General features: G+C 53.9%; 22 protein-coding genes. 5 read left to right on the top strand and 17 right to left on the bottom strand.

The genetic code is table 11. From position 1 onward, the window contains the following. Positions 1 to 7: 7 nt before the first annotated feature. Complete coding sequence (hcaD, locus tag HV041_RS02920; protein WP_121584924.1) at positions 8 to 1,210, top strand: phenylpropionate dioxygenase ferredoxin reductase subunit; 1,203 nt, start codon at positions 8 to 10, stop codon at positions 1,208 to 1,210. Positions 1,211 to 1,302: 92 nt separating this feature from the next. Here the strand turns inward: hcaD and glyA are convergent, their stop codons facing one another. Further along, entirely contained in the window at positions 1,303 to 2,556 is a 1,254-nt protein-coding gene (gene glyA, locus HV041_RS02915; RefSeq protein WP_003037627.1) for a serine hydroxymethyltransferase, read from the bottom strand. Between the two features lie 326 nt (positions 2,557 to 2,882). On the opposite strand from glyA, the gene hmpA reads away from it, so the two are divergent. Beyond that, the gene (gene hmpA, locus HV041_RS02910) at positions 2,883 to 4,073 is read left to right on the top strand and encodes an NO-inducible flavohemoprotein (protein ID WP_121584925.1); all 1,191 of its coding nucleotides are present in this window, start codon (positions 2,883 to 2,885) and stop codon (positions 4,071 to 4,073) included. A 96-nt stretch (positions 4,074 to 4,169) separates the two neighbouring features. On the opposite strand, the gene glnB is transcribed toward hmpA, so the two are convergent. From glnB to purL, 5 genes are all read right to left on the bottom strand, one after another. Then, a complete protein-coding gene (glnB, locus tag HV041_RS02905) occupies positions 4,170 to 4,508 on the bottom strand; it encodes a nitrogen regulatory protein P-II (protein WP_002914032.1) in 339 nt (112 codons plus the stop codon). A 60-nt stretch (positions 4,509 to 4,568) separates the two neighbouring features. After that, positions 4,569 to 5,903 carry a two-component system response regulator GlrR gene (glrR, locus tag HV041_RS02900; protein ID WP_316275413.1) on the bottom strand — a complete coding sequence of 445 codons (1,335 nt, stop codon included), beginning with the start codon at positions 5,901 to 5,903 and terminating at the stop codon, positions 4,569 to 4,571. Then, positions 5,903 to 6,622, bottom strand: coding sequence for a two-component system QseEF-associated lipoprotein QseG (gene qseG, locus HV041_RS02895; RefSeq protein ID WP_061068356.1), 720 nt, complete (start codon positions 6,620 to 6,622; stop codon positions 5,903 to 5,905). The genes glrR and qseG overlap by 1 nt, the downstream gene beginning before the upstream one ends. Before the next feature lie 22 nt (positions 6,623 to 6,644). Next, a complete protein-coding gene (qseE, locus tag HV041_RS02890) occupies positions 6,645 to 8,075 on the bottom strand; it encodes a two component system sensor histidine kinase QseE/GlrK (RefSeq protein WP_115602391.1) in 1,431 nt (476 codons plus the stop codon). A gap of 590 nt (positions 8,076 to 8,665) precedes the next feature. Further along, on the bottom strand, positions 8,666 to 12,553 hold the full coding sequence (gene purL, locus HV041_RS02885; RefSeq protein ID WP_121584927.1) for a phosphoribosylformylglycinamidine synthase: 3,888 nt from the start codon (positions 12,551 to 12,553) through the stop codon (positions 8,666 to 8,668). Positions 12,554 to 12,810: 257 nt separating this feature from the next. Between purL and mltF the strand changes: the two genes are divergently transcribed. Continuing rightward, a complete protein-coding gene (gene mltF / locus HV041_RS02880; RefSeq protein WP_115643079.1) occupies positions 12,811 to 14,361 on the top strand; it encodes a membrane-bound lytic murein transglycosylase MltF in 1,551 nt (516 codons plus the stop codon). A gap of 12 nt (positions 14,362 to 14,373) precedes the next feature. Here the strand turns inward: mltF and tadA are convergent, their stop codons facing one another. The 4 genes from tadA to murQ are packed head-to-tail and all read right to left on the bottom strand — an operon-like array spanning position 14,374 to position 17,834. Further along, complete coding sequence (gene tadA / locus HV041_RS02875; RefSeq protein ID WP_121584928.1) at positions 14,374 to 14,910, bottom strand: tRNA adenosine(34) deaminase TadA; 537 nt, start codon at positions 14,908 to 14,910, stop codon at positions 14,374 to 14,376. Between the two features lie 17 nt (positions 14,911 to 14,927). After that, the gene (gene yfhb / locus HV041_RS02870) at positions 14,928 to 15,563 is read right to left on the bottom strand and encodes a phosphatidylglycerophosphatase C (RefSeq protein WP_121584929.1); all 636 of its coding nucleotides are present in this window, start codon (positions 15,561 to 15,563) and stop codon (positions 14,928 to 14,930) included. 3 nt (positions 15,564 to 15,566) lie between these two features. Beyond that, the gene (locus HV041_RS02865) at positions 15,567 to 16,931 is read right to left on the bottom strand and encodes a PTS transporter subunit EIIC (protein WP_048210893.1); all 1,365 of its coding nucleotides are present in this window, start codon (positions 16,929 to 16,931) and stop codon (positions 15,567 to 15,569) included. A 9-nt stretch (positions 16,932 to 16,940) separates the two neighbouring features. Beyond that, entirely contained in the window at positions 16,941 to 17,834 is an 894-nt protein-coding gene (gene murQ, locus HV041_RS02860) for an N-acetylmuramic acid 6-phosphate etherase (protein ID WP_061068362.1), read from the bottom strand. Positions 17,835 to 17,951: 117 nt separating this feature from the next. Between murQ and HV041_RS02855 the strand changes: the two genes are divergently transcribed. After that, positions 17,952 to 18,800 (top strand): MurR/RpiR family transcriptional regulator, encoded by an 849-nt coding sequence (locus tag HV041_RS02855; protein WP_121585496.1) that lies wholly within the window; start codon positions 17,952 to 17,954, stop codon positions 18,798 to 18,800. 55 nt (positions 18,801 to 18,855) lie between these two features. Beyond that, positions 18,856 to 19,116, top strand: coding sequence for a YfhL family 4Fe-4S dicluster ferredoxin (locus tag HV041_RS02850; RefSeq protein WP_003037590.1), 261 nt, complete (start codon positions 18,856 to 18,858; stop codon positions 19,114 to 19,116). Between the two features lie 29 nt (positions 19,117 to 19,145). Here the strand turns inward: HV041_RS02850 and acpS are convergent, their stop codons facing one another. From acpS to lepA, 7 genes are all read right to left on the bottom strand, one after another. Then, entirely contained in the window at positions 19,146 to 19,526 is a 381-nt protein-coding gene (acpS, locus tag HV041_RS02845) for a holo-ACP synthase (protein ID WP_003037588.1), read from the bottom strand. Further along, the gene (gene pdxJ, locus HV041_RS02840) at positions 19,526 to 20,257 is read right to left on the bottom strand and encodes a pyridoxine 5'-phosphate synthase (RefSeq protein WP_121584930.1); all 732 of its coding nucleotides are present in this window, start codon (positions 20,255 to 20,257) and stop codon (positions 19,526 to 19,528) included. Before pdxJ ends, acpS begins: the two co-directional genes overlap by 1 nt. An 11-nt stretch (positions 20,258 to 20,268) precedes the next feature. Then, a complete protein-coding gene (recO, locus tag HV041_RS02835; protein ID WP_061068364.1) occupies positions 20,269 to 20,997 on the bottom strand; it encodes a DNA repair protein RecO in 729 nt (242 codons plus the stop codon). Between the two features lie 27 nt (positions 20,998 to 21,024). Next, positions 21,025 to 21,930, bottom strand: a complete 906-nt coding sequence (gene era / locus HV041_RS02830) for a GTPase Era (RefSeq protein ID WP_048210889.1) — start codon at positions 21,928 to 21,930, stop codon at positions 21,025 to 21,027. Further along, the gene (gene rnc, locus HV041_RS02825) at positions 21,927 to 22,607 is read right to left on the bottom strand and encodes a ribonuclease III (protein WP_003037579.1); all 681 of its coding nucleotides are present in this window, start codon (positions 22,605 to 22,607) and stop codon (positions 21,927 to 21,929) included. Before rnc ends, era begins: the two co-directional genes overlap by 4 nt. Before the next feature lie 238 nt (positions 22,608 to 22,845). Continuing rightward, entirely contained in the window at positions 22,846 to 23,820 is a 975-nt protein-coding gene (gene lepB / locus HV041_RS02820; protein WP_048210888.1) for a signal peptidase I, read from the bottom strand. Between the two features lie 15 nt (positions 23,821 to 23,835). After that, the gene (lepA, locus tag HV041_RS02815; protein WP_005130327.1) at positions 23,836 to 25,635 is read right to left on the bottom strand and encodes a translation elongation factor 4; all 1,800 of its coding nucleotides are present in this window, start codon (positions 25,633 to 25,635) and stop codon (positions 23,836 to 23,838) included. Positions 25,636 to 25,699 lie beyond the last annotated feature (64 nt).

Below are 25,699 nucleotides of genomic sequence, written 5' to 3'. Positions count from 1 at the left end.
AGGCGTTATGCACAACAAAATTATTGCTATCGTCGGCGGTGGACAGGCCGCAGCGATGGCGGCGGTAGCACTGCGCCAGCAAGGGTTTGACGGCGAGATACATCTGTTCTCCAATGAGCCGCATCAGCCGTACGAACGCCCGCCATTGTCCAAAGCCATGCTGCTGGACGACGCCCCGCAGCTACAGCCGGTGCTAAACACGACCTGGTGGCAGGAAAAAAATGTTCATCTGCATCTGAACGTGACTATCCAGACGCTCGGCCGCCAAACGCATCAGTTGGTGCTGGCTGACGGCCAGGTTTATCCGTGGGATCAGCTATTGATTGCCACCGGTGCCGCGGCCCGTCCTCTTCCGCTGCTGGATAAACTGGGCGATCGCTGCTTTACCCTGCGCCACGTTGACGACGCGACTCGTCTGCGAGACGCTTTACTCCCCGGTAAATCGATTGTGATAGTCGGGGCGGGCACCATTGGTCTGGAACTGGCGGCCAGCGCGACCCAGCGCGGCTGCCGGGTAACCGTAGTGGAGCAGGCGCCAACGGTGATGGGCCGCAATGCGCCTGCTCCGGTGCGCGACTACCTGCTTGCCCGCCACCAACGTGCGGGCGTGCGGGTGTTACTCAACAGCGCTATTGAGCATGCCGAAGCGGGAGAGTATCTCTCGCTGACGCTGCAAAACGGCGAGACGCTGCTGGCCGATGCGATGGTTTACGGCATCGGTATCGTGGCGAATGATACGCTGGCCCACGACGCTGGTCTGGAGACGGCTAACGGTATTATCGTTGATAGCGCCTGCACCACCGCCGACCCGGACATTTTCGCCGCCGGTGACGTTGCGCTGACGCATCAGCCCGACGGTTCGTTGGCGCGTGTAGAAAGCTGGGAAAATGCCAATATCCAGGCACAAATTGCCGCTGCCGCAATGCTTAATTCGCCGTTGCCGGAGAAGACACCAGGCTGGTTCTGGACTGACCAATACCAGGATAATTTGCAGTTTATTGGCGAAATGCAGGGAGATAGCTGGCTTGTACGCGGCGATGCTGATGCGCAGAAAGCGATATGGTTTAACCTGCAGGATGGCGTGATTGTCGGCGCAGTAACGTTGAATCAGGGCCGAGAAATACGTTTACTGAGAAAATGGATTCAGGCAAAGAAAAAGCCATCCATGGCGGCTTTAGTCGATGAAACAATCTTGCTTAAGTCGATATAACTGCCGGATGGCACTTCGTTTATCCGGCCTACATGTGAGTTACCTGTAGGCCGGATAAGGTGTTTACACCGTCATCCGGCAATCAGTATGGCTTACGCGTAAACCGGGAAGCGTGCGCAGATATCCAGAACTTTACCTTTGACGCGCTCGATTACGGCTTCGTCATTGATGTTGTCCAGCACATCACACATCCAGCCAGCCAGCTCTTTCGCTTCCGCTTCTTTGAAGCCACGGCGAGTGATTGCCGGAGAACCGATACGGATACCGGAAGTCACAAACGGGCTCTTCGGATCGTTCGGTACGCTGTTTTTGTTAACGGTGATGTTAGCACGGCCCAGCGCGGCATCAGCTTCTTTACCGGTCAGGTTTTTATCAACCAGATCCAGCAGGAACAGGTGGTTTTCAGTCCCGCCAGAAACCACTTTGTAGCCACGGTTCAGGAACACTTCCACCATCGCTTTGGCGTTTTTAGCAACCTGCTGCTGGTAAACCTTGAACTCAGGCTCCATCGCTTCTTTCAGCGCTACAGCTTTCGCCGCGATCACGTGCATCAGCGGGCCGCCCTGCGCGCTTGGGAACACCGCAGAGTTCAGTTTTTTGTACAGCTCTTCGTCACCGCCTTTCGCCAGGATCAGGCCGCCGCGCGGACCCGCCAGAGTTTTGTGGGTGGTGGTGGTCACAACGTGTGCGTGTGGAACCGGGTTCGGATAAACGCCTGCGGCAATCAGCCCCGCAACGTGCGCCATATCGACGAACAGGTATGCACCGATGCTGTCAGCGATTTCACGCATTTTTGCCCAGTCAACAACGCCGGAGTAAGCAGAGAAGCCACCGATGATCATCTTCGGTTTGTGCTCTTTGGCCTGCTTCGCCATGTCTTCGTAGTCAATTTTGCCGGACTCATCAATACCGTAAGGGATGATGTTGTACAGTTTGCCGGAGAAGTTAACCGGGGAGCCGTGAGTCAGGTGGCCGCCTTGTGCCAGGTTCATACCCAGAACGGTATCGCCCGGTTGCAGCAGAGCGGTGTAAACAGCGAAGTTAGCCTGAGAACCAGAGTGCGGCTGTACGTTAGCGTAGTCAGCGCCAAACAGCTCTTTGGCACGATCGATAGCCAGTTGCTCAACGATATCAACGTACTCGCAACCGCCGTAGTAGCGCTTGCCCGGATAACCTTCAGCATATTTGTTGGTCAGCTGAGAACCCTGCGCCTGCATAACACGCGGGCTGGTGTAGTTTTCGGAGGCGATCAGTTCGATGTGCTCTTCCTGACGTACTTTTTCCTGCTCCATAGCCTGCCACAGTTCGGCATCATAATCGGCAATGTTCATTTCACGCTTTAACATCCGCATCTCCTGACTCAGCTAACAATAGAATTTCGGCCTAAAAAGGCAGTCCCGTTGGACTTCGGCCAACAGTATAACCGAATCATTCTTCGATAACAGGTCTTGACAAAGGATTTTACGCAAACGATTACCTTCACGGCACGCAAGGCTTTGGAGAACAAAGGTCTGCTGAATTTCAACGGATTTCTTTTCAGGTTTGTGATGCAGATTTTTCACGATGTAACCTTTACAACGCAAAGTTACAAAGAACCATTTACAATGCAGGGGTATTTTTTATAAGATGTATTTGACATACATCATTAAAGTCTCAGATAAAGGAAGACCGTATGCTTGACGCACAAACCATCGCTACAGTGAAAGCCACCATTCCCCTGCTGGTTGAAACAGGTCCGAAGCTGACCGCCCATTTCTACGATCGCATGTTTACGCATAACCCAGAGCTGAAAGAAATTTTCAACATGAGTAACCAGCGTAATGGCGATCAGCGCGAGGCGCTGTTTAACGCGATTGCCGCGTATGCCAGCAATATCGAAAACCTGCCGGCGCTGTTGCCAGCGGTTGAGAAAATCGCGCAAAAGCATACCAGCTTCCAGATTAAACCAGAGCAGTACAACATCGTGGGTGGTCATTTGCTGGCAACGCTGGACGAAATGTTCAGCCCAGGCCAAGAAGTCCTGGATGCGTGGGGTAAAGCGTATGGCGTACTGGCGAACGTTTTCATCAACCGTGAAGCACAAATCTATAGCGAAAATGCCAATAAAAATGGCGGCTGGGAAGGTACCCGTCCTTTCCGCATCGTGGCAAAAACGCCGCGAAGTACACTGATTACCAGCTTTGAGTTTGAGCCTGTCGACGGTGGCGCAGTAGCTGAATATCATCCGGGGCAATACCTGGGCGTCTGGCTGAAGCCGGAAGGTTTCCCGCATCAGGAAATTCGTCAGTACTCACTGACCCGTAAACCTGATGGCAAAGGCTATCGGATTGCCGTTAAGCGTGAAGACGGTGGTCAGGTTTCCACCTGGCTGCACAACCATGCAAATGTTGGCGACGTTGTTCACTTAGCCGCACCTGCGGGCGATTTCTTTATGGACGTCGCGACCGATACCCCTGTGTCTCTGATCTCCGCAGGCGTAGGTCAGACCCCAATGCTGGCGATGCTGGACACGTTGGCGAAAGCGAAGCATACGGCGCAGGTTAACTGGTTCCATGCGGCTGAAAACGGTGATGTCCATGCCTTCGTTGATGAAGTAAATGAACTCGGCAAAACGCTGCCACGCTTTAGTGCACACACCTGGTATCGTGAGCCAACCGAAGCCGATCGCGCGAAAGGCGCGTTTGATAGCGTAGGTCTGATGGATTTGAACAAACTGGAAAGCGCAATCAGCGATCCGGCGATGCAGTTTTATCTGTGCGGTCCGGTTGGCTTTATGCAGTTTGCCGCAAAGCAGCTGGTCGGCCTGGGCGTGAAAAACGAGAACATTCATTACGAATGCTTTGGCCCGCATAAAGTTCTGTAATTACGTTATGCCTGATGGCGCTGCGCTTATCAGGCCTACGAGATATTGTAGGTCGGATAAGGTGTTTACACCGCCATCCGGCAAGCAAGGCGCGGCTTAGATTGCCGCGTCGTCTTCTTCACCAGTACGAATACGAATAACGCGCGCGACATCAAAGACAAAAATCTTACCGTCGCCGATTTTGCCGGTCTGGGCAGTACGAATAATGGTGTCGACGCAGGTATCGACGATGTCGTCGGTAACCACAATTTCAATTTTCACCTTCGGCAGAAAATCCACCATATATTCCGCGCCACGGTACAGCTCGGTATGGCCTTTCTGACGGCCAAAGCCTTTCACTTCCGTTACCGTCATCCCGGTGATACCGACTTCTGCCAGCGCTTCGCGGACGTCGTCCAGCTTGAAGGGTTTAATAATCGCATCAATCTTTTTCATGCTATTCCTTGAAAAGGTCGCCTGTCTTTTGATCGAATAAAACTAACATAATCCGCAGATTTATTCTTTGAAATCGTTTGCATCCAGCTCGTGTCGAGAAAGCAACTTATAGAATTCGGTGCGGTTGCGCCCCGCCATTCTTGCCGCATGAGTCACATTGCCCCTGGTGATTTGCAGCAGCTTACGCAGATAGTTGAGCTCAAACTGGTTACGCGCCTCAACAAATGTCGGCAGCGCGGTGTTTTCCCCTTCCAGCGCCTGCTCCACCAGCGCGTCGCTGATCACTGGCGAAGAGGTCAACGCCACGCACTGCTCAATTACGTTGACCAACTGACGCACGTTGCCCGGCCAGCTGGCGGTCATTAACCGCTTCATGGCATCGGTTGAAAAGGCGCGTACGAACGGTTTGTGCCGTTCAGCAGACTGGCGCAGCAGATGGTTCGCCAGCAGCGGAATATCTTCCGTACGCTCGGCCAGCGCTGGGATCTTCAGACTCACCACGTTGAGGCGATAGTACAAATCCTCGCGAAATTCGCCCCGAGCCATCGCTTTGGGTAAATCGCGGTGGGTCGCAGAAACGATCCGCACATCAATGTCGATATCGCGGTTACTTCCCAGCGGTCTGACTTTTCGTTCCTGCAATACGCGCAGCAGTTTCACCTGTAACGGTGCAGGCATATCGCCAATCTCATCGAGAAAAAGCGTGCCGCCTTCCGCAGCCTGAAACAGCCCTTCACGATTACTCACCGCGCCGGTAAAAGCGCCGCGCGCATGACCAAACAGTTCAGACTCCAACAGTTGTTCCGGCAACGCGCCACAGTTAATGGCAATAAAGGGCTTGTGGCTGCGCGGGCTGGCGTTGTGAATCGCCTGGGCAAACACCTCTTTCCCGGTTCCGCTTTGGCCGTTGATCAAGACACTAACATCCGATTGCGCGACCATCCGCGCCTGTTCTAACAAACGCAACATTAACGGGCTACGGGTAACAATTGATTCACGCCAGCTGTCATCGGTAGCAGGCGCGGACTGTTCCAGCGCACCGTCAATCGCTTTGTAGAGCGCATCTTTATCGACCGGCTTGGTGAGAAAGCTGAAAACACCCTGCTGCGTTGCCGCGACAGCATCAGGAATGGAGCCGTGCGCTGTCAGGATAATGACCGGCATCCCCGGCTGCACTTTCTGGATTTCAGTGAACAGCTGCATGCCGTCCATTTCATCCATGCGCAGGTCGCTAATGACCAGATCCACTTTTTCACGATTCAGTACCCGTAATCCTTCCTGCCCACTTTCTGCGGTTACGACGCTGTAACCTTCGCTGGTCAGTCGCATACCGAGCAATTTCAACAGTCCCGGATCGTCATCGACGAGCAGCAGATGCGCGGGCTTGCGGCTTATCATGGCATGGCCTCCCCATCATCGGGCGTCGTGAGTTTATCAGTACCGTGCAACGCATCGGGATTATAGCTGCCAGCAGGTTTACGGGTGGACAGTTGTCGTTCAATATCGGTCAGATTTTCCAGCTTACGGGTGGTGAGATCGAGCTGACTCTGCAAATGCTGTTGCTGCTGACGCAGCGTATCGAGATCGCTATCTGACGACTGCTGGAGCTTACTGTAACGCATGCGTTCTTCGGCAAGCTGTAACTGCAACATTTGGTTACGGAACCAGGCCTGATAAAGCGGTCGAACCTGAGTCGGAATTTGTGGACTTAACGCGTCGAGACGCGTAACGACCTCCCGCCGTTCAGGCGGGGTAATACGGGCGTTATCGAGCAGGATCCCACGCTTAAAAGCGCCCTGCCAGGTATCCGTAAGTTGGCTACTGGCTTCACTGCGCGCCTGCACTGGCATCATGCGATCGGCGCAATCCATCGCCCGCAGCCAATACAACGGGTTGGTATCCGTGGACTGACCCGTTAGCGACCAGATATCCGTACATTCGGTGGCAAGGTAATCAGCGAGTTGATGCGGCGGGATTTTCTCCTGCGAAGGATCGCCGATAATGTGATTCACCGCATTTGGAACGCAGCCGACCAGCGCCAGGCATGGCAGACTTGCGAGTAAGACGCGGCGAATAAAATCTCGTTTAAGCATTCGGGCAACAACGTGTGGCATACTCACCAGACTTAGGTTCATTTTAGTGGTTTTTCGATGCAGATAGCGGCAGTTCTATGCGGAAACAAACGCTTTGCGCATGCTCATCAACCAGATACAGTTTTCCCCGCATACGGCGGATGCAGTCTCTGGCTATGCTCAGCCCCAACCCGCTTCCTTTGACTGCCCCTTTTCGCTGATGGCTGCCCTGGAAAAAAGGCTCGAAGATCATCGCCTGTTCTGCTTCTGGAATCGGTGTGCCGGTATTTATGACATCAATATATACCGTTGAGCCATGCAAACTGCTGCGGATCCAAATGTTACCGGATTCAGCGCCGTAGTGCACCGCATTGGAATAAAGATTGTCCAGCACGCTCATTAACAGCATGGGTTCGGCCAGACAAGCGTTCGCCGCCAGCGCAACATCAGTATGGATCATTTTGGCGCGAGCAGGCAGGCTATGTGCTGAAACCACGCTTTCCACCAGCGGTGCGATTTCTACAGTTTCAAGCTCAACCTCGTCATCCGCCAGCTTGCGGTTGTAATCAAGCAATTGCTCAATCAACTTTTGCAGATTACGGCTGCTGTCATCCAGAATCCCGACTACCTCTTTTTGCTCCGGCGTTAACGGGCCAACGACCTGATCGGCTAACAATTCGGTACCTTCGCGCATGCTCGCCAGCGGTGTTTTCAGCTCATGGGAAAGATGGCGTAAAAACTGATGCCGTTGCGACTCAAGCCAGGAGAGACGTTCACTCAACCAGATAATGCGCTGCCCCACGGACCGCAGCTCCCGGGGCCCGGTAAATAATACGCTATCACCCAGCGAGCGCCCTTCCCCCAGACGGTTAATCATCCGCTCGATGCCCTTTACCGGACCGATGATCATTCGGGTAAACAGCAGCACCATCGCCAGACTAACGAGAAACAGCACCAGCGCCTGCCAGCCAAAGAACTGACCTCGTTCGGCAATTTCTTGTTGTAACTGCTGACCACGCGAAAAGACCACGGTACGTGTGGCCTGCACCATGTCGGTATTCGCATTAGCGAAGGCTTCCAGGCGGGCTGCCGCCTGGCTGTCAGGACCACTGTTATTACACTGCAATTGGGCGAGATCGTTGAGATCCTGCCGCAACGCCTGGTAGAGCTTGTTGTCCGGCAACACGCCCGCATGCGCATCCAGCATGTCGCTATAACGTTTACGCTGGCTCTGGTAAACCTTTGCCAGCGTCGGGTCATCCAGCACACAATACTGTCGGTAGCTACGTTCCATCTCCAGCGCGGCGTTGGTCATTGCCTCACTGCGTCGGGCATCAATGAGCGTGGTTCTGTTAGTCAGCGCCGCCTGCGCGCTCAGGGCGTTCAGGCTCTGCCACGCTTGCCAGGCCAGTACGAGCAAAGGGAGCAGGATCAGCAAAAATGCCAGTGTCACCAGCTGACGTAAGGATCGGGGGAAAACAGACCAGCGCTTCAAGGCGTTACTCTCAATGGACGGGAATAAGACGATGCTAACTGAGGGGAACGTCAGATACAACAAAGCCGGGATTAACCCGGCTTTGTTATGGAATAAGGCGGTGCCTAACTCGACGTTTCGCCCGAAGGTTGATATGAGCTTCGCTAATATCAGATGTTGGACGGCAGGCACCTTGTTGTGCGTCATTCGAAGTTTATGTAGCACGTCCCGAAGGGGCTGACATAAGAAGGTGAATGAGCCACTGGTTAATATTATGCAGCATCTGTGCCAACATTCAAAACACTTTATTAACACAATGATAAATATAAGAAATATGAATAATTGTGTAAAAATAAGAGTTGAGTGTTTTTTGTTCATTCTGTCGCTAATCAGCAACACTCGCTGCACTTAAAAACAAAATCATTATAAATCAAATCATTAAGTGTCTCTTTTTGGCGACAAGCCAACCCTGCCAATGTCGGGATTTCCCGACACTTTAATTTTGTGGCATAAGCGCTGAGTTTATTGCCGGATGGCGGCGTAAACGCCTTATCCGGCCTGTGATATAAAAAAAGCCCCTCACGAAGAGGGGCTTGATGATTGCAGGCCAATTAACCGAGCTGTTTACGCGCATTACGGAAGATACGCATCCACGGGCTATCCTCGCCCCAGTTTTCCGGGTGCCAGGAGTTGCTCACGGTACGGAACACGCGTTCCGGGTGCGGCATCATAATGGTGACGCGACCATTTTCGGTGGTAACAGCAGTGATACCGTTTGGCGAACCGTTCGGGTTAGCCGGATAGGTTTCGGTCACCTTACCGAAGTTATCAACGTAGCGCAGTGCCACCAGCCCTTTGCTCTCCAGTCCTGCCAGATGTACATCGTCACGCACTTCTACGCGACCTTCGCCGTGAGAAACTGCGATTGGCATCTGTGACCCAACCATACCGGCAAGCAGCAGAGACGGGCTTTGTGTCACTTCGACCAGGCTGAAACGCGCTTCAAAGCGATCGGAGTGGTTACGCACAAAGCGTGGCCACAGATCGCTTCCTGGGATCAGCTCGCGCAGGTTAGACATCATCTGACAACCGTTACACACGCCGAGTGCCAGCGTTTGTGGGCGGTGGAAGAAGGTTTCGAACTCATCACGCACGCGGTTGTTGAACAAAATTGACTTCGCCCAACCTTCCCCTGCGCCGAGTACATCGCCGTAAGAGAAGCCGCCGCAGGCTACCAGCGCCTGGAAGTTACCCAGGCCGATGCGTCCGCCCAGCAGGTCGCTCATGTGTACATCGATAGCGTCAAAGCCCGCACGGTGGAAAGCTGCGGCCATCTCAACGTGGGAGTTCACACCCTGCTCGCGCAGCACGGCCACTTTCGGACGCGCACCGGTGGCGATATACGGCGCGGCAACATCTTCATTGATATCAAACGACAGTTTAACGTTGAGGCCAGGATCGGCATCGTTGGTTTTAGCGTTATGTTCCTGATCGGCGCACTCTGGATTGTCGCGCAGACGCTGCATCTGCCAGGTGGTTTCTGCCCACCACATACGCAGGGTAGTACGGCTTTCGCTGAACACCGACTGCCCATCGGCTTCGACCACGAAGCGGTCGCCCTGCACGGCTTTACCCAGATAGTGCACGCAATCGGCCAGGCCATGTTGAGCCAGCAACGCCTCAACCGCTTCACGGTCAGCGGCGCGAACCTGAATGACAGCCCCCAACTCTTCATTAAACAGCGCCGCCAGATGATCATCGCCCAGAGTGCCGATGTCTGCTTCAACGCCGCAGTGACCGGTGAAGGCCATTTCTGCCAGCGTAACCAGCAGGCCGCCGTCGGAACGGTCGTGGTAGGCCAGCAGCTTACGCTGTGCCACCAGCGCCTGAATGGCGTCGTAGAAGCCTTTCAGCTGCTCTACGTTACGCACATCGGCAGGCTTATCGCCCAGTTGACGGTAAACCTGCGCCAGCGCCGTCGCACCCAGCGCATTGTGGCCAAGGCCAAGATCAATCAGCAGCAGCGCATTGTCTTCAGTAGACAGTTGCGGGGTAATCGTGTGGCGCACATCTTCCACGCGGGCAAAGGCGGTGATCACCAGCGACAGCGGCGAGGTCATTTCACGCTGTTCGTTGCCTTCCTGCCAGCGGGTTTTCATCGACATAGAGTCTTTGCCCACCGGAATGGTCAGGCCAAGCGCCGGACATAATTCTTCCCCAACGGCTTTTACCGCTTCGTACAGTCCGGCGTCTTCGCCAGGGTGACCTGCAGCCGCCATCCAGTTGGCCGACAGTTTAATACGTTTGATATCGCCAATCTGCGTTGCCGCAATGTTGGTCAGCGCCTCACCTACAGCCAGACGCGCAGAGGCTGAGAAGTCGAGCAATGCGACTGGCGCGCGCTCGCCGAGAGACATCGCTTCGCCGTAGTAGCTATCGAGGCTTGCGGTAGTGACCGCGCAGTTGGCGACCGGGATCTGCCATGGACCAACCATCTGGTCACGCGCCACCATACCGGTAACGGTACGGTCACCGATAGTCACGAGGAACGTTTTCTCCGCGACAGTTGGCAGATGCAGCACGCGGTTAACCGCATCTGCAATCGAGATTTCACTACGATTCAGTGCATCGCCTTTGGCTTTCAGCGTCTGCACATCGCGGGTCATTTTCGGTGTTTTACCCAGCAGCACATCGAGTGGCATGTCGATCGGCTGGTTGTCGAAGTGGCTGTCGCTCAAGGTCAGATGCTGTTCTTCGGTGGCTTCACCGATCACCGCGTACGGCGCGCGCTCGCGCTTACACAGTTCGTCAAACAGCGGTAGCTGATCGGCAGCAACCGCCAGCACGTAGCGCTCCTGGGATTCGTTACACCAGATTTCCAGCGGGCTCATGCCCGGCTCGTCGCTGAGGATGTCACGCAGCTGGAACTTACCGCCGCGGCCGCCATCGCTGACCAGCTCCGGCATGGCGTTAGACAGGCCACCCGCGCCAACGTCATGGATAAACAGGATCGGGTTGGCATCGCCCATCTGCCAGCAGCGGTCGATAACTTCCTGGCAACGACGTTCCATTTCCGGGTTATCACGCTGTACAGAAGCGAAATCAAGATCGGCATCAGACTGGCCAGAAGCCATAGAGGAGGCTGCCCCGCCGCCAAGGCCAATGTTCATCGCCGGGCCGCCGAGGACGATCAGCTTGGCGCCAACGACGATCTCGCCCTTCTGCACGTGATCGGCACGGATGTTACCGATCCCGCCTGCCAGCATGATCGGTTTATGGTAACCGCGCAGCTCTTCGCCGTTATGGCTGTTGACCTTTTCTTCATAGGTGCGGAAGTAGCCGGTCAGCGCCGGGCGACCAAATTCGTTGTTAAACGCCGCGCCGCCCAGCGGGCCTTCGGTCATGATGTCGAGCGCGGTGACAATACGATCCGGCTTACCAAAGTCCTCTTCCCAAGGCTGTTCAAAGCCAGGAATACGCAGGTTGGAGACGGAGAAGCCTACCAGCCCGGCTTTCGGTTTTGCACCACGACCGGTTGCACCCTCATCGCGGATTTCTCCGCCGGAGCCGGTTGCCGCACCTGGCCACGGAGAGATAGCCGTCGGGTGGTTATGAGTTTCTACCTTCATCAGGATGTGGGCTGGTTCCTGATGGAAATCGTAGCGGCCGGTTTTGTGATCGGCAAAATAGCGACCCACTTCAGAACCTTCCATTACCGCGGCGTTGTCTTTATAGGCAGACAACACGTGGTCCGGCGTGGTTTCGAAGGTATTCTTGATCATCTTGAACAGCGACTTAGGCTGTTGTTTACCGTCGATAACCCAGTCGGCGTTAAAAATCTTGTGGCGGCAGTGCTCGGAGTTAGCCTGCGCAAACATATACAGTTCAATGTCGTTCGGGTTGCGTCCCAGTTTGGTGAACGCATCCTGCAGATAGTCGATTTCGTCTTCCGCCAGCGCCAGGCCCAGACGCAGGTTAGCGTCGATCAGCGCCTGGCGTCCCTCACCAAGCAGATCAACGCTGGAAACCGGCGCAGGCTGGTGATGAACAAACAGTTTTTCAGCATCGCTCAGCGCAGAGAAAACCGTTTCCATCATGCGGTCGTGCAAAATATCGGCAACCGTCAGCCACTGCTCAGCGGTCAACGTGGAGGCCTCAACATACCAGGCAATGCCACGTTCCAGGCGGCTAATCTGTTGCAGGCCGCAGTTATGGGCAATATCAGTCGCTTTAGAAGACCACGGGGAAATGGTACCCGGGCGAGGCGTGACCAGCAGCAGTTTGCCTTCAGGGGCGTGGCTGTGAAGAGCAGGACCATATTTCAGCAGACGTGCAAGTTGCGCGCGCTCATCCTCATTCAATGGTGCATTCAGATCGGCAAAATGGACGTACTCGGCGTAAATATTGTGGACCTGGAGGTTGGCAGCCTGAAAACGTGCCAGCAGTTTGTTAATACGGAATGCAGACAGTGCAGGTGAACCACGCAGAATTTCCATCATAAGTCTCTCGTCTTCTAAGCTTTCGGTGTGCCCAAGTGGGGGAAACGGGCGTCATTATAAAGAATCTGGCGCGCCGACGAAACCGTTTGCGTCGAAATAAAATCACGGCCTCTTCTTATCATCAAATGCGGTCTGGTTTCTGAATAAGTTGCCAACTGGCGCAAGTTTAAGCAAAATGCCGCTCATTAATGACGACTTCACTTCTTAATCAATACCACAGCACGCAGAGACAACGTACGGTTCAGAGAATTAACTAATTGAAAAAATTAAAGATTAATTATCTGTTTATCGGTATTTTGACGCTGTTGTTGGCAGCGGCCCTCTGGCCATCTATCCCCTGGTTCGGTAAAGCCGACAATCGTATCGCCGCCATTCAGTCGCGGGGAGAGCTGCGCGTCAGTACCATCGACTCACCGCTCACTTACGCCGCGCTTAATGGGAAAAAGTTTGGCCTGGATTACGAACTGACCAAAGCCTTCGCCAACTACCTGGGTGTGAAGCTGAAAATCACCGTACGCCAGAACATCAGCCAGCTTTTTGACGACCTGGATAACGGCAATGCCGACCTGTTAGCCGCTGGTCTGGTGTATAACAGCGAGCGCGTTAAAAATTATCAGCCGGGTCCGACCTACTATTCCGTATCGCAACAACTGGTGTATCGGGTTGGGCAATACCGCCCGCGTACGCTTGCCACCGTGAACGAAAACCAACTGACTATCGCCCCGGGGCATGTGGTGGTTAACGACCTCCAGCAGCTAAAAGAAAAAAAATACCCGGACCTGAGCTGGAAAGTTGATGAGAAAAAGGGCACCACTGAACTGCTTGATGATGTCATCGCCGGTAAGCTGGATTACACCATTGCCGATTCCGTTGCCATCAGCTTATATCAGCGCGTTCATCCTGAGCTGGCCGTGGCGCTGGACGTCTCTGACGAACAGCCGGTGACCTGGTTCAGTCGTCTGGACGATGACAATACGCTGTCTGCTGCCCTGCTGGATTTCTTCAATACCATGAATGAAGACGGCTCGCTTGCGCGACTGGAAGAAAAGTACCTTGGGCATGGCGATGATTTTGACTATGTTGATACCCGCACCTTTTTGCGCGCCGTAGACAGCGTGTTGCCAGACCTCAAGCCGCTTTTTGAGAAGTATGCGCAGGAGATAGACTGGCGACTGCTCGCCGCAATATCCTATCAGGAGTCGCACTGGGACGCGCAGGCGACTTCCCCGACCGGTGTACGCGGGCTGATGATGCTGACCAAAAATACCGCCCAGAGTCTCGGGCTAACTGACCGTACCGATGCCGAGCAGAGCATCAGCGGCGGCGCGCGGTATTTGCAGGACATGATGAGCAAAGTGCCGGATACCGTCCCCGAAGGGGAACGCATCTGGTTTGCGCTTGCCGCCTACAACATGGGTTATGCGCACATGCTGGATGCCCGGGCGCTGACGGTGAAAACCAAAGGTAATCCGAACAGTTGGTCCGACGTAAAACAGCGTCTGCCGCTGCTCAGCCAAAAGCCGTATTACAACAAGTTGACCTATGGCTATGCGCGCGGTCACGAAGCCTACGCCTATGTGGAAAACATCCGTAAATACCAGATTAGCCTGGTGGGGTATCTGCAGGAGAAAGAAAAACAGGCACAGGAAACGCAGCAACTGGCACAGGATTACCCGGCTGTGTCACCGGCTGAGCTGTTAGGTAAAGATAAATTTCCGCTTTCAGCGTTTCTGACTCAGACGTCGTCAAACTATCTGTCGCACTCCCCTTCTCTGCTGTTTTCAGCACAGAAGAAAGAGGACAAGTAGTCTGATTGGTATTTACTGATTGGCAGATTTTTTCAACGCTTTGATTTCCTGCCGACGCATGCGAAAGAAATCACTGAGCAGCGTGGCGCATTCATCGCGTAACACCCCTTCGGTCACGTCAACCCGATGATTCATTCCAGGGTGATGCAGCACATCCATTAATGACCCGGCAGCGCCCGTTTTCGCATCGCGTGCGCCAAAAACCACCCGACCGATACGGCTATGGACCATCGCGCCTGCGCACATCACGCACGGCTCCAGTGTTACATACAACGTTGCATCCAGCAGACGGTAGTTTTGTAGCACCAGACCGCCCTGGCGCAACGCCATGATTTCAGCGTGGGCGGTAGGATCATGATGGCCAATCGGTCGGTTCCAGCCTTCACCAATGACGCGGTTGTTATGTACCAATACCGCGCCTACCGGGACTTCGCGCTCATCCCAGGCGCGCTTAGCCAGCGTTAAAGCATGACGCATCCAGTACTCGTGGCTAAATTCAACATCAGACAATGGCAGAACTCCAGTAATTAAAGCGGGCGCATTATACACAGACGCTATCGTTTACTCTATTCGAGTTGTTGCAGCTCTCCACGCGGTGTGACGCGCCAGCGATGCTGACAGAACGAGAGCAACGGATTGTCCTGCTTACTGTCGCTATAGCCGCTGTAAAGAGACAGCGGTGCGCCAATCTGCCGTTCCAGTTGCGCGACTTTTTCATGCCCCAGACAGCGTAGCGGCAATACCCAGCCACCGTATCCCCGCGCCATTTGACTGGCGATCAGATTGACACGCGGTAGCCACGGCGCGTCGAAGTAAACCTGCTCCACCAGCGACTGCGGAGAACCGGTGATAAGCCAGATATCAGCATCGGAGCTTAACAGGTACGTCGTCAGACGCTGCTGCACGACAGGAAATGCCGTCACATGCCCGCGAAACCAGCGCACAAAATCGGCCTGATGTGCCTTCAGACACGCCTCGCTGCGACCAAAGGTACAACCCCACAACAGCAGGCTCATGGGCCAGCGGGCGGCGCGCCCTTTAATTAACATTGCCAGCGCAATAATCGGCAACAGGGGCAGCACCAGCAACGCATTTAGCGGTTGGCGACGCAGCAGAAAACGTAAGAAACTGCCGAACATATCCTGCTGGTGTAACGTGCCATCCAAATCAAAAAAAACAACGCGACGCTGGTGACTGGTCAAACCTTATTCCTCTGGATCGTTGAACCCCAATAGCCAGGTAAACAGGAACCCGGCAATAACCGCTACCAGATAGCCTAACAGATAGAACATCACTTTTCCGGCAACAATCGTCAGTGCCAGCGGCAATCCCGAGATGCCAAAGGTGATGACCGTCGCCACCTTCCAGTAGCTGATCAGCGCCCCACCGACTGCACCACCGAGACAGGCACCGATAAACGGCTTGCCTAATGGCAATGTCACCCCAAAAATCAGCGGTTCACCAATGCCCAGCAATCCAACCGGCAGCGCGCTTTTAATCACTTTTTTCAGCCGTGCGTTACGGGTTTTCATCAGTACCGCAATAGCCGCACCGATTTGCCCCACTCCTGCCATCGCCAGAATAGGAAAGAGCGCGTTATAACCATGCGCCTGTACCAGTTCAACGTGGATCGGCACCAACCCCTGATGAAGTCCGGTGAGCACCAACGGCAGGAAAGTCCCAGCCAGCACGGCTCCCACCAGGAAACCGCCGCGATCGATAGCCCAGGATGCGCCGTGAGCAATCGATTCAGAAATCCAGCCGCCAAGCGGTTGCAGCGCCACAATAGCGATTGTCCCGGTAATAAGGGTGGTCAGCAGTGGATTGAGGATCAGTTCGAGAGACTCCGGCAGCACTTCGCGGAATTTGCGTTCGATCCAGCACATCAACGCCACCACCAGCAGCACTGCGATCACTCCACCGCGTCCCGGCTGCAATGCCTCGCCAAACAAGGTAATTTGCGCCAGTTGCGGGCTGGAGAGAATACCGGCCATCACCCCGCCCATCGCCAGCGAACCGCCAAATACTTTGGCGGTATTCACTCCGACCAGAATATTCATGATGGCAAACACGGCGCTGCCAAATATTCCCATCAGCCCAAGCATATTTGGATAGTGGGTCGCAAAATCCCCAACGATATCCGGTCGCTTAAGGATGTTAATGATGCCGGTAATCAAACCGGAGGCGATAAACGCCGGAATAAGCGGGATAAAAACGTTAGCCAGCTTGCGTAGCGCGTCACTCATCGGCGCTTTGTACTTCGCTTTGGCCTCTGATTTTGTTCGCTCAATATCCCCCACATTGGAACGTTCGCCGCCATCGGCAATCAGGGAACGCATGGCATCGACCACTTTCGCGGCTTTGCCGGGGCCGACAATGATCTGGTGCTGCGCCCCTTGCTTCACGTAGCCGCTAACGCCCGGCAGTTGCTTGAGTCGGGAAATATCGAGCTGAGCGTCATCCTGTACTTCCACTCTGACGCGGGTCATACAGTTTTCCAGGCGCAGAATATTTTTCTCTCCGCCCACGCCCAGCAGGATATCGCTGGCCAGCACCGCCGTCTTATCCATATACACCTCTTAGTGTTCTAACGCCGCGCGTAAAAAACCCTGGTGAGCGGCAAGCTTTTCGCGGGCTGCAGCGGCATCGAGCCCCGTGAGAGCCATCAGAATGGCGGGCTTAACATCAAAATCGGTCTGTTTCAGCAGAGCTTGCGCCTGGTCATACGCAATACCGGTAGCTTCCACGACCATGCGACAAGCCCGGTCTACCAGCTTAACGTTGGTCGCTTTCATATCCACCATCAGGTTCTGATACACCTTGCCAAACTTCACCATTGCGCCGGTAGAAATCATATTGAGTACCAGTTTTTGCGCAGTACCGGACTTCAGTCGCGTTGACCCTGTCAGAGCCTCCGGGCCAACAACCGGTGATATGGCGATGTCCGCTTCACGCGCGATGGGGGAATCCGGATTACAGGAAATCGCCACCGTGGTGCAGCCAACGGAACGGGCATATTGCAAGCCGCCAATCACATACGGTGTACGCCCGGATGCAGCCAGACCCACCACCACATCCTGAGCCGTAAGGTTGAGCGAACGAAGATCATCTTCACCCAGCTGCGGATTATCTTCTGCACCTTCAACGGCCTTCAGCAATGCGCCCGGCCCACCAGCAATCAGGCCAACAACCCGTCCATGTGGTACACCAAAAGTCGGTGGGCACTCAGACGCATCCAGTACGCCAAGACGCCCACTGGTCCCCGCCCCCATGTAGATAATCCGTCCACCCGCTTTTAACGCGTCAGCCGCTGCATCGACCGCAAGCGCAACTTCAGTCAGTGTTGCTTTTACAGCAACGGCTACCAGCGTATCCTGTTGATTAAAACGATGAACCAACTCAAGTGTGGATAACGCATCAAGATCCATGGTCTGAGGATTGCGGCTTTCTGACACTAACGCACCGAGATTCATTTTTTGTTCCTTAGGAATTTTTAATTCATATTAATCCGTTATAATGGAATATAATATTCACCCAGGCGAGTGAAATTTTGTTTTGTAATCGCCATCACGTTTTCGCCAGGAGACAGCATGAACTGTTTGATTCGCATTCGTCAGCGTTACCCGGACCTCGCGCAAAGCGATAAAAAGCTTGCGGATTACCTCCTCGCACAGCCGGATACTGCGCGTCATCTCAGTTCACAGCAACTCGCCTCTGAAGCGGGCGTCAGCCAGTCCAGCGTGGTGAAGTTCGCGCAAAAGATGGGTTTCAAAGGATTTCCTGCACTCAAACTGGCGATCAGTGAAGCACTGGCCAGTAATCCCAATCCCCACTCTATCCCAGTGCATAATCAGATTCGCGGCGACGACCCTATGCGTCTGGTGGGTGAAAAACTGATTCAGGAGAACGTGGCGGCCATGCACGCCACACTGGATATCAACAGCGAAGAAAAGCTGATGGAAAGCGTCGCCTTGTTACGCTCCGCCCGACGCATTGTCCTGACCGGAATTGGTGCATCGGGGTTGGTAGCACAGAATTTTGCCTGGAAACTGTTGAAAATAGGTTTTAACGCGGTAGTGGAACGCGATATGCACGCCCTGCTGGCAACGGTACAGGCGCTTTCGCCGGGCGATCTCCTGTTGGCGATTTCGTATACCGGAGAGCGCCGCGAGCTCAACCTGGCTGCGGATGAAACGTTGCGCACCGGCGCGAAAATCCTCGCCATCACTGGATTTACACCGAACGCCCTGCAACAGCGAGCAAGCCATTGCCTGTATACGATTGCCGAAGAACAAGCGACACGCAGCGCGGCAATTTCATCGACGCACGCGCAGATGATGCTCACGGATTTACTGTTTATGGCGCTGGTTCAGCAAGATTTAGAACATGCTCCGGAACGCATTCGCCACAGCGAAGCACTGGTAAAAAAACTGGTCTGAGCAAAGAATGCGCGTATAATGCCCGCCCGATTTGTGATGTTTTGAGAGTTTCCTGATGGCCCTGTTAATCACTAAAAAGTGTATCAATTGCGATATGTGCGAACCCGAATGCCCGAATGAGGCAATTTCGATGGGTGACAGCATTTACGAGATTAACAGCGACAAATGTACGGAATGCGTAGGCCATTACGACACGCCAACCTGCCAGAAGGTGTGCCCGATCCCCAATACTATTTTGAAAGATCCGGCACATGTCGAAACGGAAGAGCAATTGTGGGATAAGTTTGTGCTGATGCACCACGCCGATAAACTTTAACCGCGTCGCCATCCGGCAACGTGCAGAATCTAACTCTCGATAATCACCGTGGCGCAGGCGTAGTGACGCTCATCGGCCAGCGTCACATGCATATGCGCGACACCCAGTTTTTCCGCCAGTTTTAACGCCTCCCCCCATAACCGCAGACGCGGCTTACCGAGTTCATCGTTGAAGACTTCAAACTGATTAAACGCCAGCCCATTGCGAATACCCGTGCCAAAGGCTTTTGCTGCCGCCTCTTTGACCGCAAAGCGCTTTGCCAGAAAACGCACCGGCTGCTGATGCGTCTCCCAGATTGCCCATTCGTTGTCACTGAGCACGCGTCTTGCCAGACGGTCACCGGAACGGGAGATCACCGCTTCAATGCGGGCAATCTCCACGATATCCGTGCCTAATCCCAGAATAGCCATTAGCCACGCGCTTCCAGCATCAGGCGTTTCATTTCCACCACGGCGTCTTTCAGACCGCTCATCACCGCGCGTCCGATAATGGCATGGCCAATATTCAGCTCGTGCATTTCCGGGATCCGCGCAATGGCTTTAACGTTGTGATACGTCAGGCCGTGACCCGCATTCACCTTCAGGCCAAGGCTGGCGGCAAAAGTTGCCGCTTTGGCGATACGCGCCAGTTCGCTGGCCTGTTCCGCATCGGTTTTCGCATCGGCGTAACAGCCGGTGTGAATTTCAATAAACGGCGCGCCAACTTCCGCAGCGGCCTTAATCTGTTCTTCGTCAGCATCGATAAACAGCGAAACCAGAATACCTGCGTCCGCCAGGCGTTTGCAGGCATCGCGCATCTTGTCACGCTGACCGGCGACGTCCAGACCACCTTCAGTGGTAACTTCCTGACGTTTTTCCGGCACCAGGCAGCAAAAATGCGGCTTAGTCTCAACGGCAATCGCCAGCATCTCTTCGGTGACTGCCATTTCCAAATTCATGCGCGTATCCAGCGTCTGGCGCAGAATACGTACGTCGCGGTCGGAGATATGGCGGCGGTCTTCACGCAGGTGTACGGTAATACCGTCCGCGCCCGCCTGCTCAACGATAAACGCCGCCTGAACCGGATCCGGGTATGCGGTGCCGCGTGCATTACGTAACGTGGCAATGTGGTCAATATTGACGCCTAACAGTAATTCAGCCATGACAATCCTCGTTAATCATTATTTGTTTTTACTGCGCGTTTTGGCATAAATTGCCGGAACAGTTCCCGGCTTTTTAACGGCTTACCACCAAGATACGGCTTTAACGCCATGCGGGTAAAGCGTTTCGCGGCGCGTAACGTATCGACATCGGGAAATTCACGTGACTCAAGCGCTTTGAGATGGCGTCCGGTAAAAGTGGAATTATCGATCACTACGCTGGCGATAAACCCTTTTTCTTCCCGGTAACGATAGGTCATGGTGTCGTCTACCGGCTCGCCGCTGCCCGCACAATGGGTAAAATCGACGCCGTACCCCAGATGTCCAAGTAAGGCCAGCTCAAAGCGACGCAGCGCAGGCTCTGGCGAACCCGTCGCACCAGCCAGCGCCTGGATACAATTCAGATAATCGAAAAAGAGTTCAGAAAAACGGGTCTCGTACTCGAGTACGCGGGAGATAAGTTCGTTGATATACAAGCCGCTGTACAGCGTGATACCGCTAAGAGGGAGTGCCAGAGAAACGGCTTCAGCGCTACGCAGGGTTTTAACCTCACCGCGGCCGCCAAAGCGAAGCAACAACGGGGTAAAAGGCTGGAGCGCGCCTTTGAGATTAGAACGTTTGGAACGTGCGCCTTTAGCCACCAGGCGCACGCGACCCGACTCTTCCGTGAAGACGTCCAGCACGAGACTGGTTTCGCTCCAGGGGCGACTATGCAAGACAAAGGCTCGTTGCCATCCTTCCATATACTCGCCGTGTTTCAGAAGATGGGTTTAGACGTCGTCGCCGTAACCGAGGCTACGCAGCGCGCGTTCGTCATCGGCCCAGCCAGATTTCACTTTCACCCACAGTTCGAGGTGAACGGGCGCTTCGAACATCTCCTGCATGTCTTTACGCGCTTCGATGCCGATGGTTTTAATTTTGGCCCCTTTGTTGCCAATAACCATCTTCTTCTGCCCTTCACGTTCAACGAGGATCAGACCGTTAATATCGTAACCACCGCGCTCGTTAGAGATAAAACGCTCAATTTCCACGGTAACGGAGTACGGCAGTTCAGCCCCCAGAAAACGCATCAGCTTTTCACGGATGATTTCAGAGGCCATAAAGCGCTGAGAACGGTCGGTGATGTAATCTTCCGGGAAGTGATGAATAGCTTCCGGCAAATGCTTACGCACGATGCCCGCAACGGTATCAACATTCAGGCCGGTCTCGGCAGAAATCGGGACGATATCGAGGAAGTTCATCTGGCTTGCCAGGAACTGCAGGTGCGGTAGCAGATCGGCTTTTTCCTGAACGTTGTCTACTTTGTTCACGGCCAGAATTACCGGCGCTTTACCGTCGCGCAGCTTGTTGAGCACCATTTCGTCGTCCGGCGTCCAGCGGGTGCCCTCGACAACGAAAATAACCAGTTCAACATCACCAATAGAGCTGCTGGCCGCTTTGTTCATCAGGCGGTTGATGGCACGTTTCTCTTCCATATGCAGGCCCGGGGTATCAACATAAATCGCCTGATACGCGCCTTCAGTATGGATGCCAACAATACGGTGACGTGTTGTCTGAGCCTTACGTGAGGTAATGGAAATCTTCTGCCCAAGCAGATTATTCAACAGGGTGGATTTGCCGACGTTCGGGCGACCGACGATGGCAATAAATCCGCAATAGGTTTTGTCGATGCTCATTCCAGCTCCAGTTTTTTTAACGCCTGTTCGGCGGCAGCCTGCTCAGCCTTACGACGGCTCGAACCTGTGCCAACCACCGGTTCACTCAGGCCGCTAACCTGGCAGTGGATAGTAAATTCTTGATCGTGCGCTTCACCACGAACCTGCACCACCAGATAAGACGGCAGCGGCAGGTGGCGACCCTGCAAATACTCCTGCAGGCGCGTTTTCGGATCTTTTTGTTTATCGCCTGGGCTAATTTCGTCCAGACGCGTTTGATACCAGTTCAGGATTAATTGCTCAACGGTTTGAATATCGCTGTCGAGGAAGACGCCGCCGATCAACGCTTCGACGGTATCCGCCAGAATTGATTCGCGACGAAAACCGCCGCTTTTCAGCTCGCCCGGTCCCAGGCGTAAACATTCACCGAGGTCAAATTCACGGGCTAATTCAGCCAGCGTATTTCCACGCACCAGCGTGGCGCGCATGCGGCTCATGTCACCTTCGTCCACTCGAGGGAAACGGTGATACAGCGCATTCGCAATAACAAAGCTCAAAATAGAGTCGCCTAAAAATTCTAAACGCTCGTTATGTTTGCTGCTGGCACTACGGTGAGTTAATGCCTGCTGCAACAGCTCCTGATGATTAAAAGTGTAGCCCAGCTTCCGTTGAAGCCGATTAATTACGATGGGATTCATGCGATACCAATAAATGAATGCGTCAACAATTCAGCACACGAAACAGACCTGATATACACCCGTCATTAGAGAGACCAATGCTGTTTCGTGTGCCGTGGCAACCTGACGGTGCCAACCTAAAACTTCGGGGGAATATTCTATACACAACGACAAGGGATGTCGTTAGTCTGAGGGAATTAATCCGAGAAATAATTCACGCTGTCGTTATTAAGACGACAGCGTGAACCATTATCAGCAATTAGTGGATGCCGCCAATGCGGCTCAAACGAACACCGGTTGGCCACTCACCTTCTTGTTTGTCGAAACTCATCCAGATTGCGGTCGCTTTACCTACCAGATTCGCTTCCGGTACAAATCCCCAGTAACGGCTGTCCGCGCTGTTGTCACGGTTATCGCCCATCATGAAGTAATGCCCCGGTGGAACGATCCAGGTGGCTAACTGCTGACCCGGCTGACGGTAATACATCCCCACCTGATCCTGCGCGATTGGCACCATCAGAATGCGGTGAGTTACCTCACCCAGCGTTTCTTTACGCTCGGTCAGGCGAATACCGTTGTCTTTCGTTTCGTTCAGCGGAACTTCAAAGAAACCGCTGGTCGCTTCCCCGCCGTTGCGGCGAGCAAACGTCTGCACAAAATCACTTGGCTGAACATCAGAGTACGTTACCGGCAGCGCGTTTTCACAAGCCTGACCAGAACTGCATCCTGGCTGAATCGTCACCTCTTTCGCCACCGGATCGTACGTCACTTTGTCTCCCGGTAAACCGACAGCGCGTTTGATGTAGTCCAGACGCGGATCTTCCGGGTATTTAAATACCACGATATCACCGCGTTTCGGGTGGCCAGTTTCGATCAACGTTTTCTGATAAATCGGATCTTTAATTCCGTAGGCAAATTTCTCTACCAGAATAAAATCACCAATCAACAGTGTTGGCATCATCGAACCCGACGGGATCTGGAACGGTTCATAAATAAATGAACGCACCACCAGCACAATAGCCAGTACCGGGAAAACGGACGCACCGGTTTCCAGCCAACCCGGCTTAGGGGCAACTTTTTTCAGCGTTGCTTTATCCAGTGAATCGCCTGCAGCGGCCTGTGCCGCAGCCTGGCGCTCCCGGCGTTTTGGCGCGAAGACAAACTTATCTACGCACCATAAAATGCCCGTCACCAGTGTGGCAATCACCAGAATCAGGGCAAACATGTTCGCCATGCCAACTCCTTAAGATTATTTGCTGTCTTTACCGACATGCAGAATAGCGAGGAAGGCTTCCTGCGGCAGTTCGACGTTACCGATCTGCTTCATTCGCTTTTTACCCTCTTTCTGTTTTTGCAGCAGCTTTTTCTTACGGCTGATATCGCCACCGTAGCACTTAGCCAGAACGTTTTTACGCAGTTGCTTAACCGTTGAACGCGCAATGATGTGCGTACCAATGGCCGCCTGAATTGCGATATCGAACTGCTGGCGAGGGATCAGATCTTTCATCTTCTCGACCAGTTCACGGCCACGGCTCTGGGAGTTATCGCGGTGGGTAATCAGCGCCAGTGCATCGACGCGTTCGTTGTTGATGAGGACATCAACGCGTACCATGTCGGAGGCCTGGAAACGTTTGAAGTTATAATCCAGCGACGCATAGCCGCGAGAAGTCGACTTCAGACGGTCGAAGAAGTCGAGGACCACTTCCGCCATTGGAATTTCATAGGTCAACGCAACCTGGTTACCGTGGTAAACCATGTTGGTCTGTACACCACGCTTCTCGATACACAGCGTAATAACGTTGCCGAGGTATGCCTGCGGCAGCAGCATATGACATTCAGCAATCGGCTCGCGCAGTTCGTAAATGTTATTCAGCGGCGGCAGTTTGGACGGGCTGTCGACGTAGATAGTCTCTTTCGCCGTGGTTTCCACTTCATAAACTACGGTCGGCGCGGTAGTGATCAGATCCAGATCGTATTCACGTTCCAGACGCTCCTGAATGATCTCCATGTGCAGCAGCCCCAGGAAGCCACAGCGGAAGCCGAAGCCCAGCGCGGTAGAACTTTCCGGTTCGTAGAACAGGGAAGCATCGTTGAGGCTCAGCTTACCAAGCGCATCACGGAAGTTTTCGTAGTCGTCGGAGCTGACCGGGAACAGACCCGCATATACCTGCGGCTTCACTTTTTTAAAGCCAGGCAGGGGTTTATCTGCCGGGTTACGAGCCAGCGTCAGGGTATCGCCTACCGGTGCGCCGAGGATGTCTTTAATGGCGCAAACTAACCAACCTACCTCGCCACACTTTAGTTCTGTACGGTCAACCTGTTTCGGCGTAAAGATACCCAGGCGATCTGCGTTGTAGACCTGACCGGTACTCATCACTTTGATTTTGTCGCCTTTACGCATGGTACCGTTTTTAATACGCACCAGCGAGACCACACCGAGATAGTTGTCGAACCAGGAGTCGATGATAAGCGCCTGTAACGGGCCTTCCGGGTCGCCTTCCGGCGGCGGAATATCACGCACCAGACGTTCAAGAACGTCGGTCACGCCAACACCGGTTTTCGCCGAGCAACGGACAGCGTCAGCCGCATCGATACCGACGATATCTTCAATCTCTTCCGCCACACGCTCTGGATCGGCGGCTGGCAGGTCAATTTTGTTCAGTACTGGCACCACTTCCAGATCCATTTCCATGGCGGTATAGCAGTTAGCCAGTGTTTGCGCTTCAACACCCTGCCCGGCATCAACGACCAGCAGTGCGCCTTCACAGGCGGCAAGCGAGCGTGAAACTTCATAAGAGAAGTCAACGTGGCCCGGGGTGTCGATAAAGTTAAGCTGGTAGGTTTCACCATCAGATGCTTTGAAATCGAGCGTCACGCTCTGCGCTTTGATAGTAATACCGCGCTCACGCTCAAGATCCATCGAGTCGAGAACCTGCGCTTCCATTTCACGGTCAGACAGGCCACCGCAGATCTGGATAATACGGTCAGACAGCGTCGATTTACCGTGGTCGATGTGAGCTATGATTGAAAAGTTACGTATGTTCTTCATATAGTGTAATTATTGTGCCTTACGCCTGCCTGGGCAGGCTCTGAGAAGTCGCTGTTCTGAGCTT

Origin of the sequence: Citrobacter sp. RHBSTW-00029 (assembly GCF_014104295.1) — a bacterium.
Classification (GTDB): Bacteria; Pseudomonadota; Gammaproteobacteria; order Enterobacterales; family Enterobacteriaceae; genus Citrobacter; species Citrobacter youngae.
The sequence above is the reverse complement of the archived record's forward strand: the minus strand, read 5'-3'. Positions and strand labels throughout refer to the sequence as shown.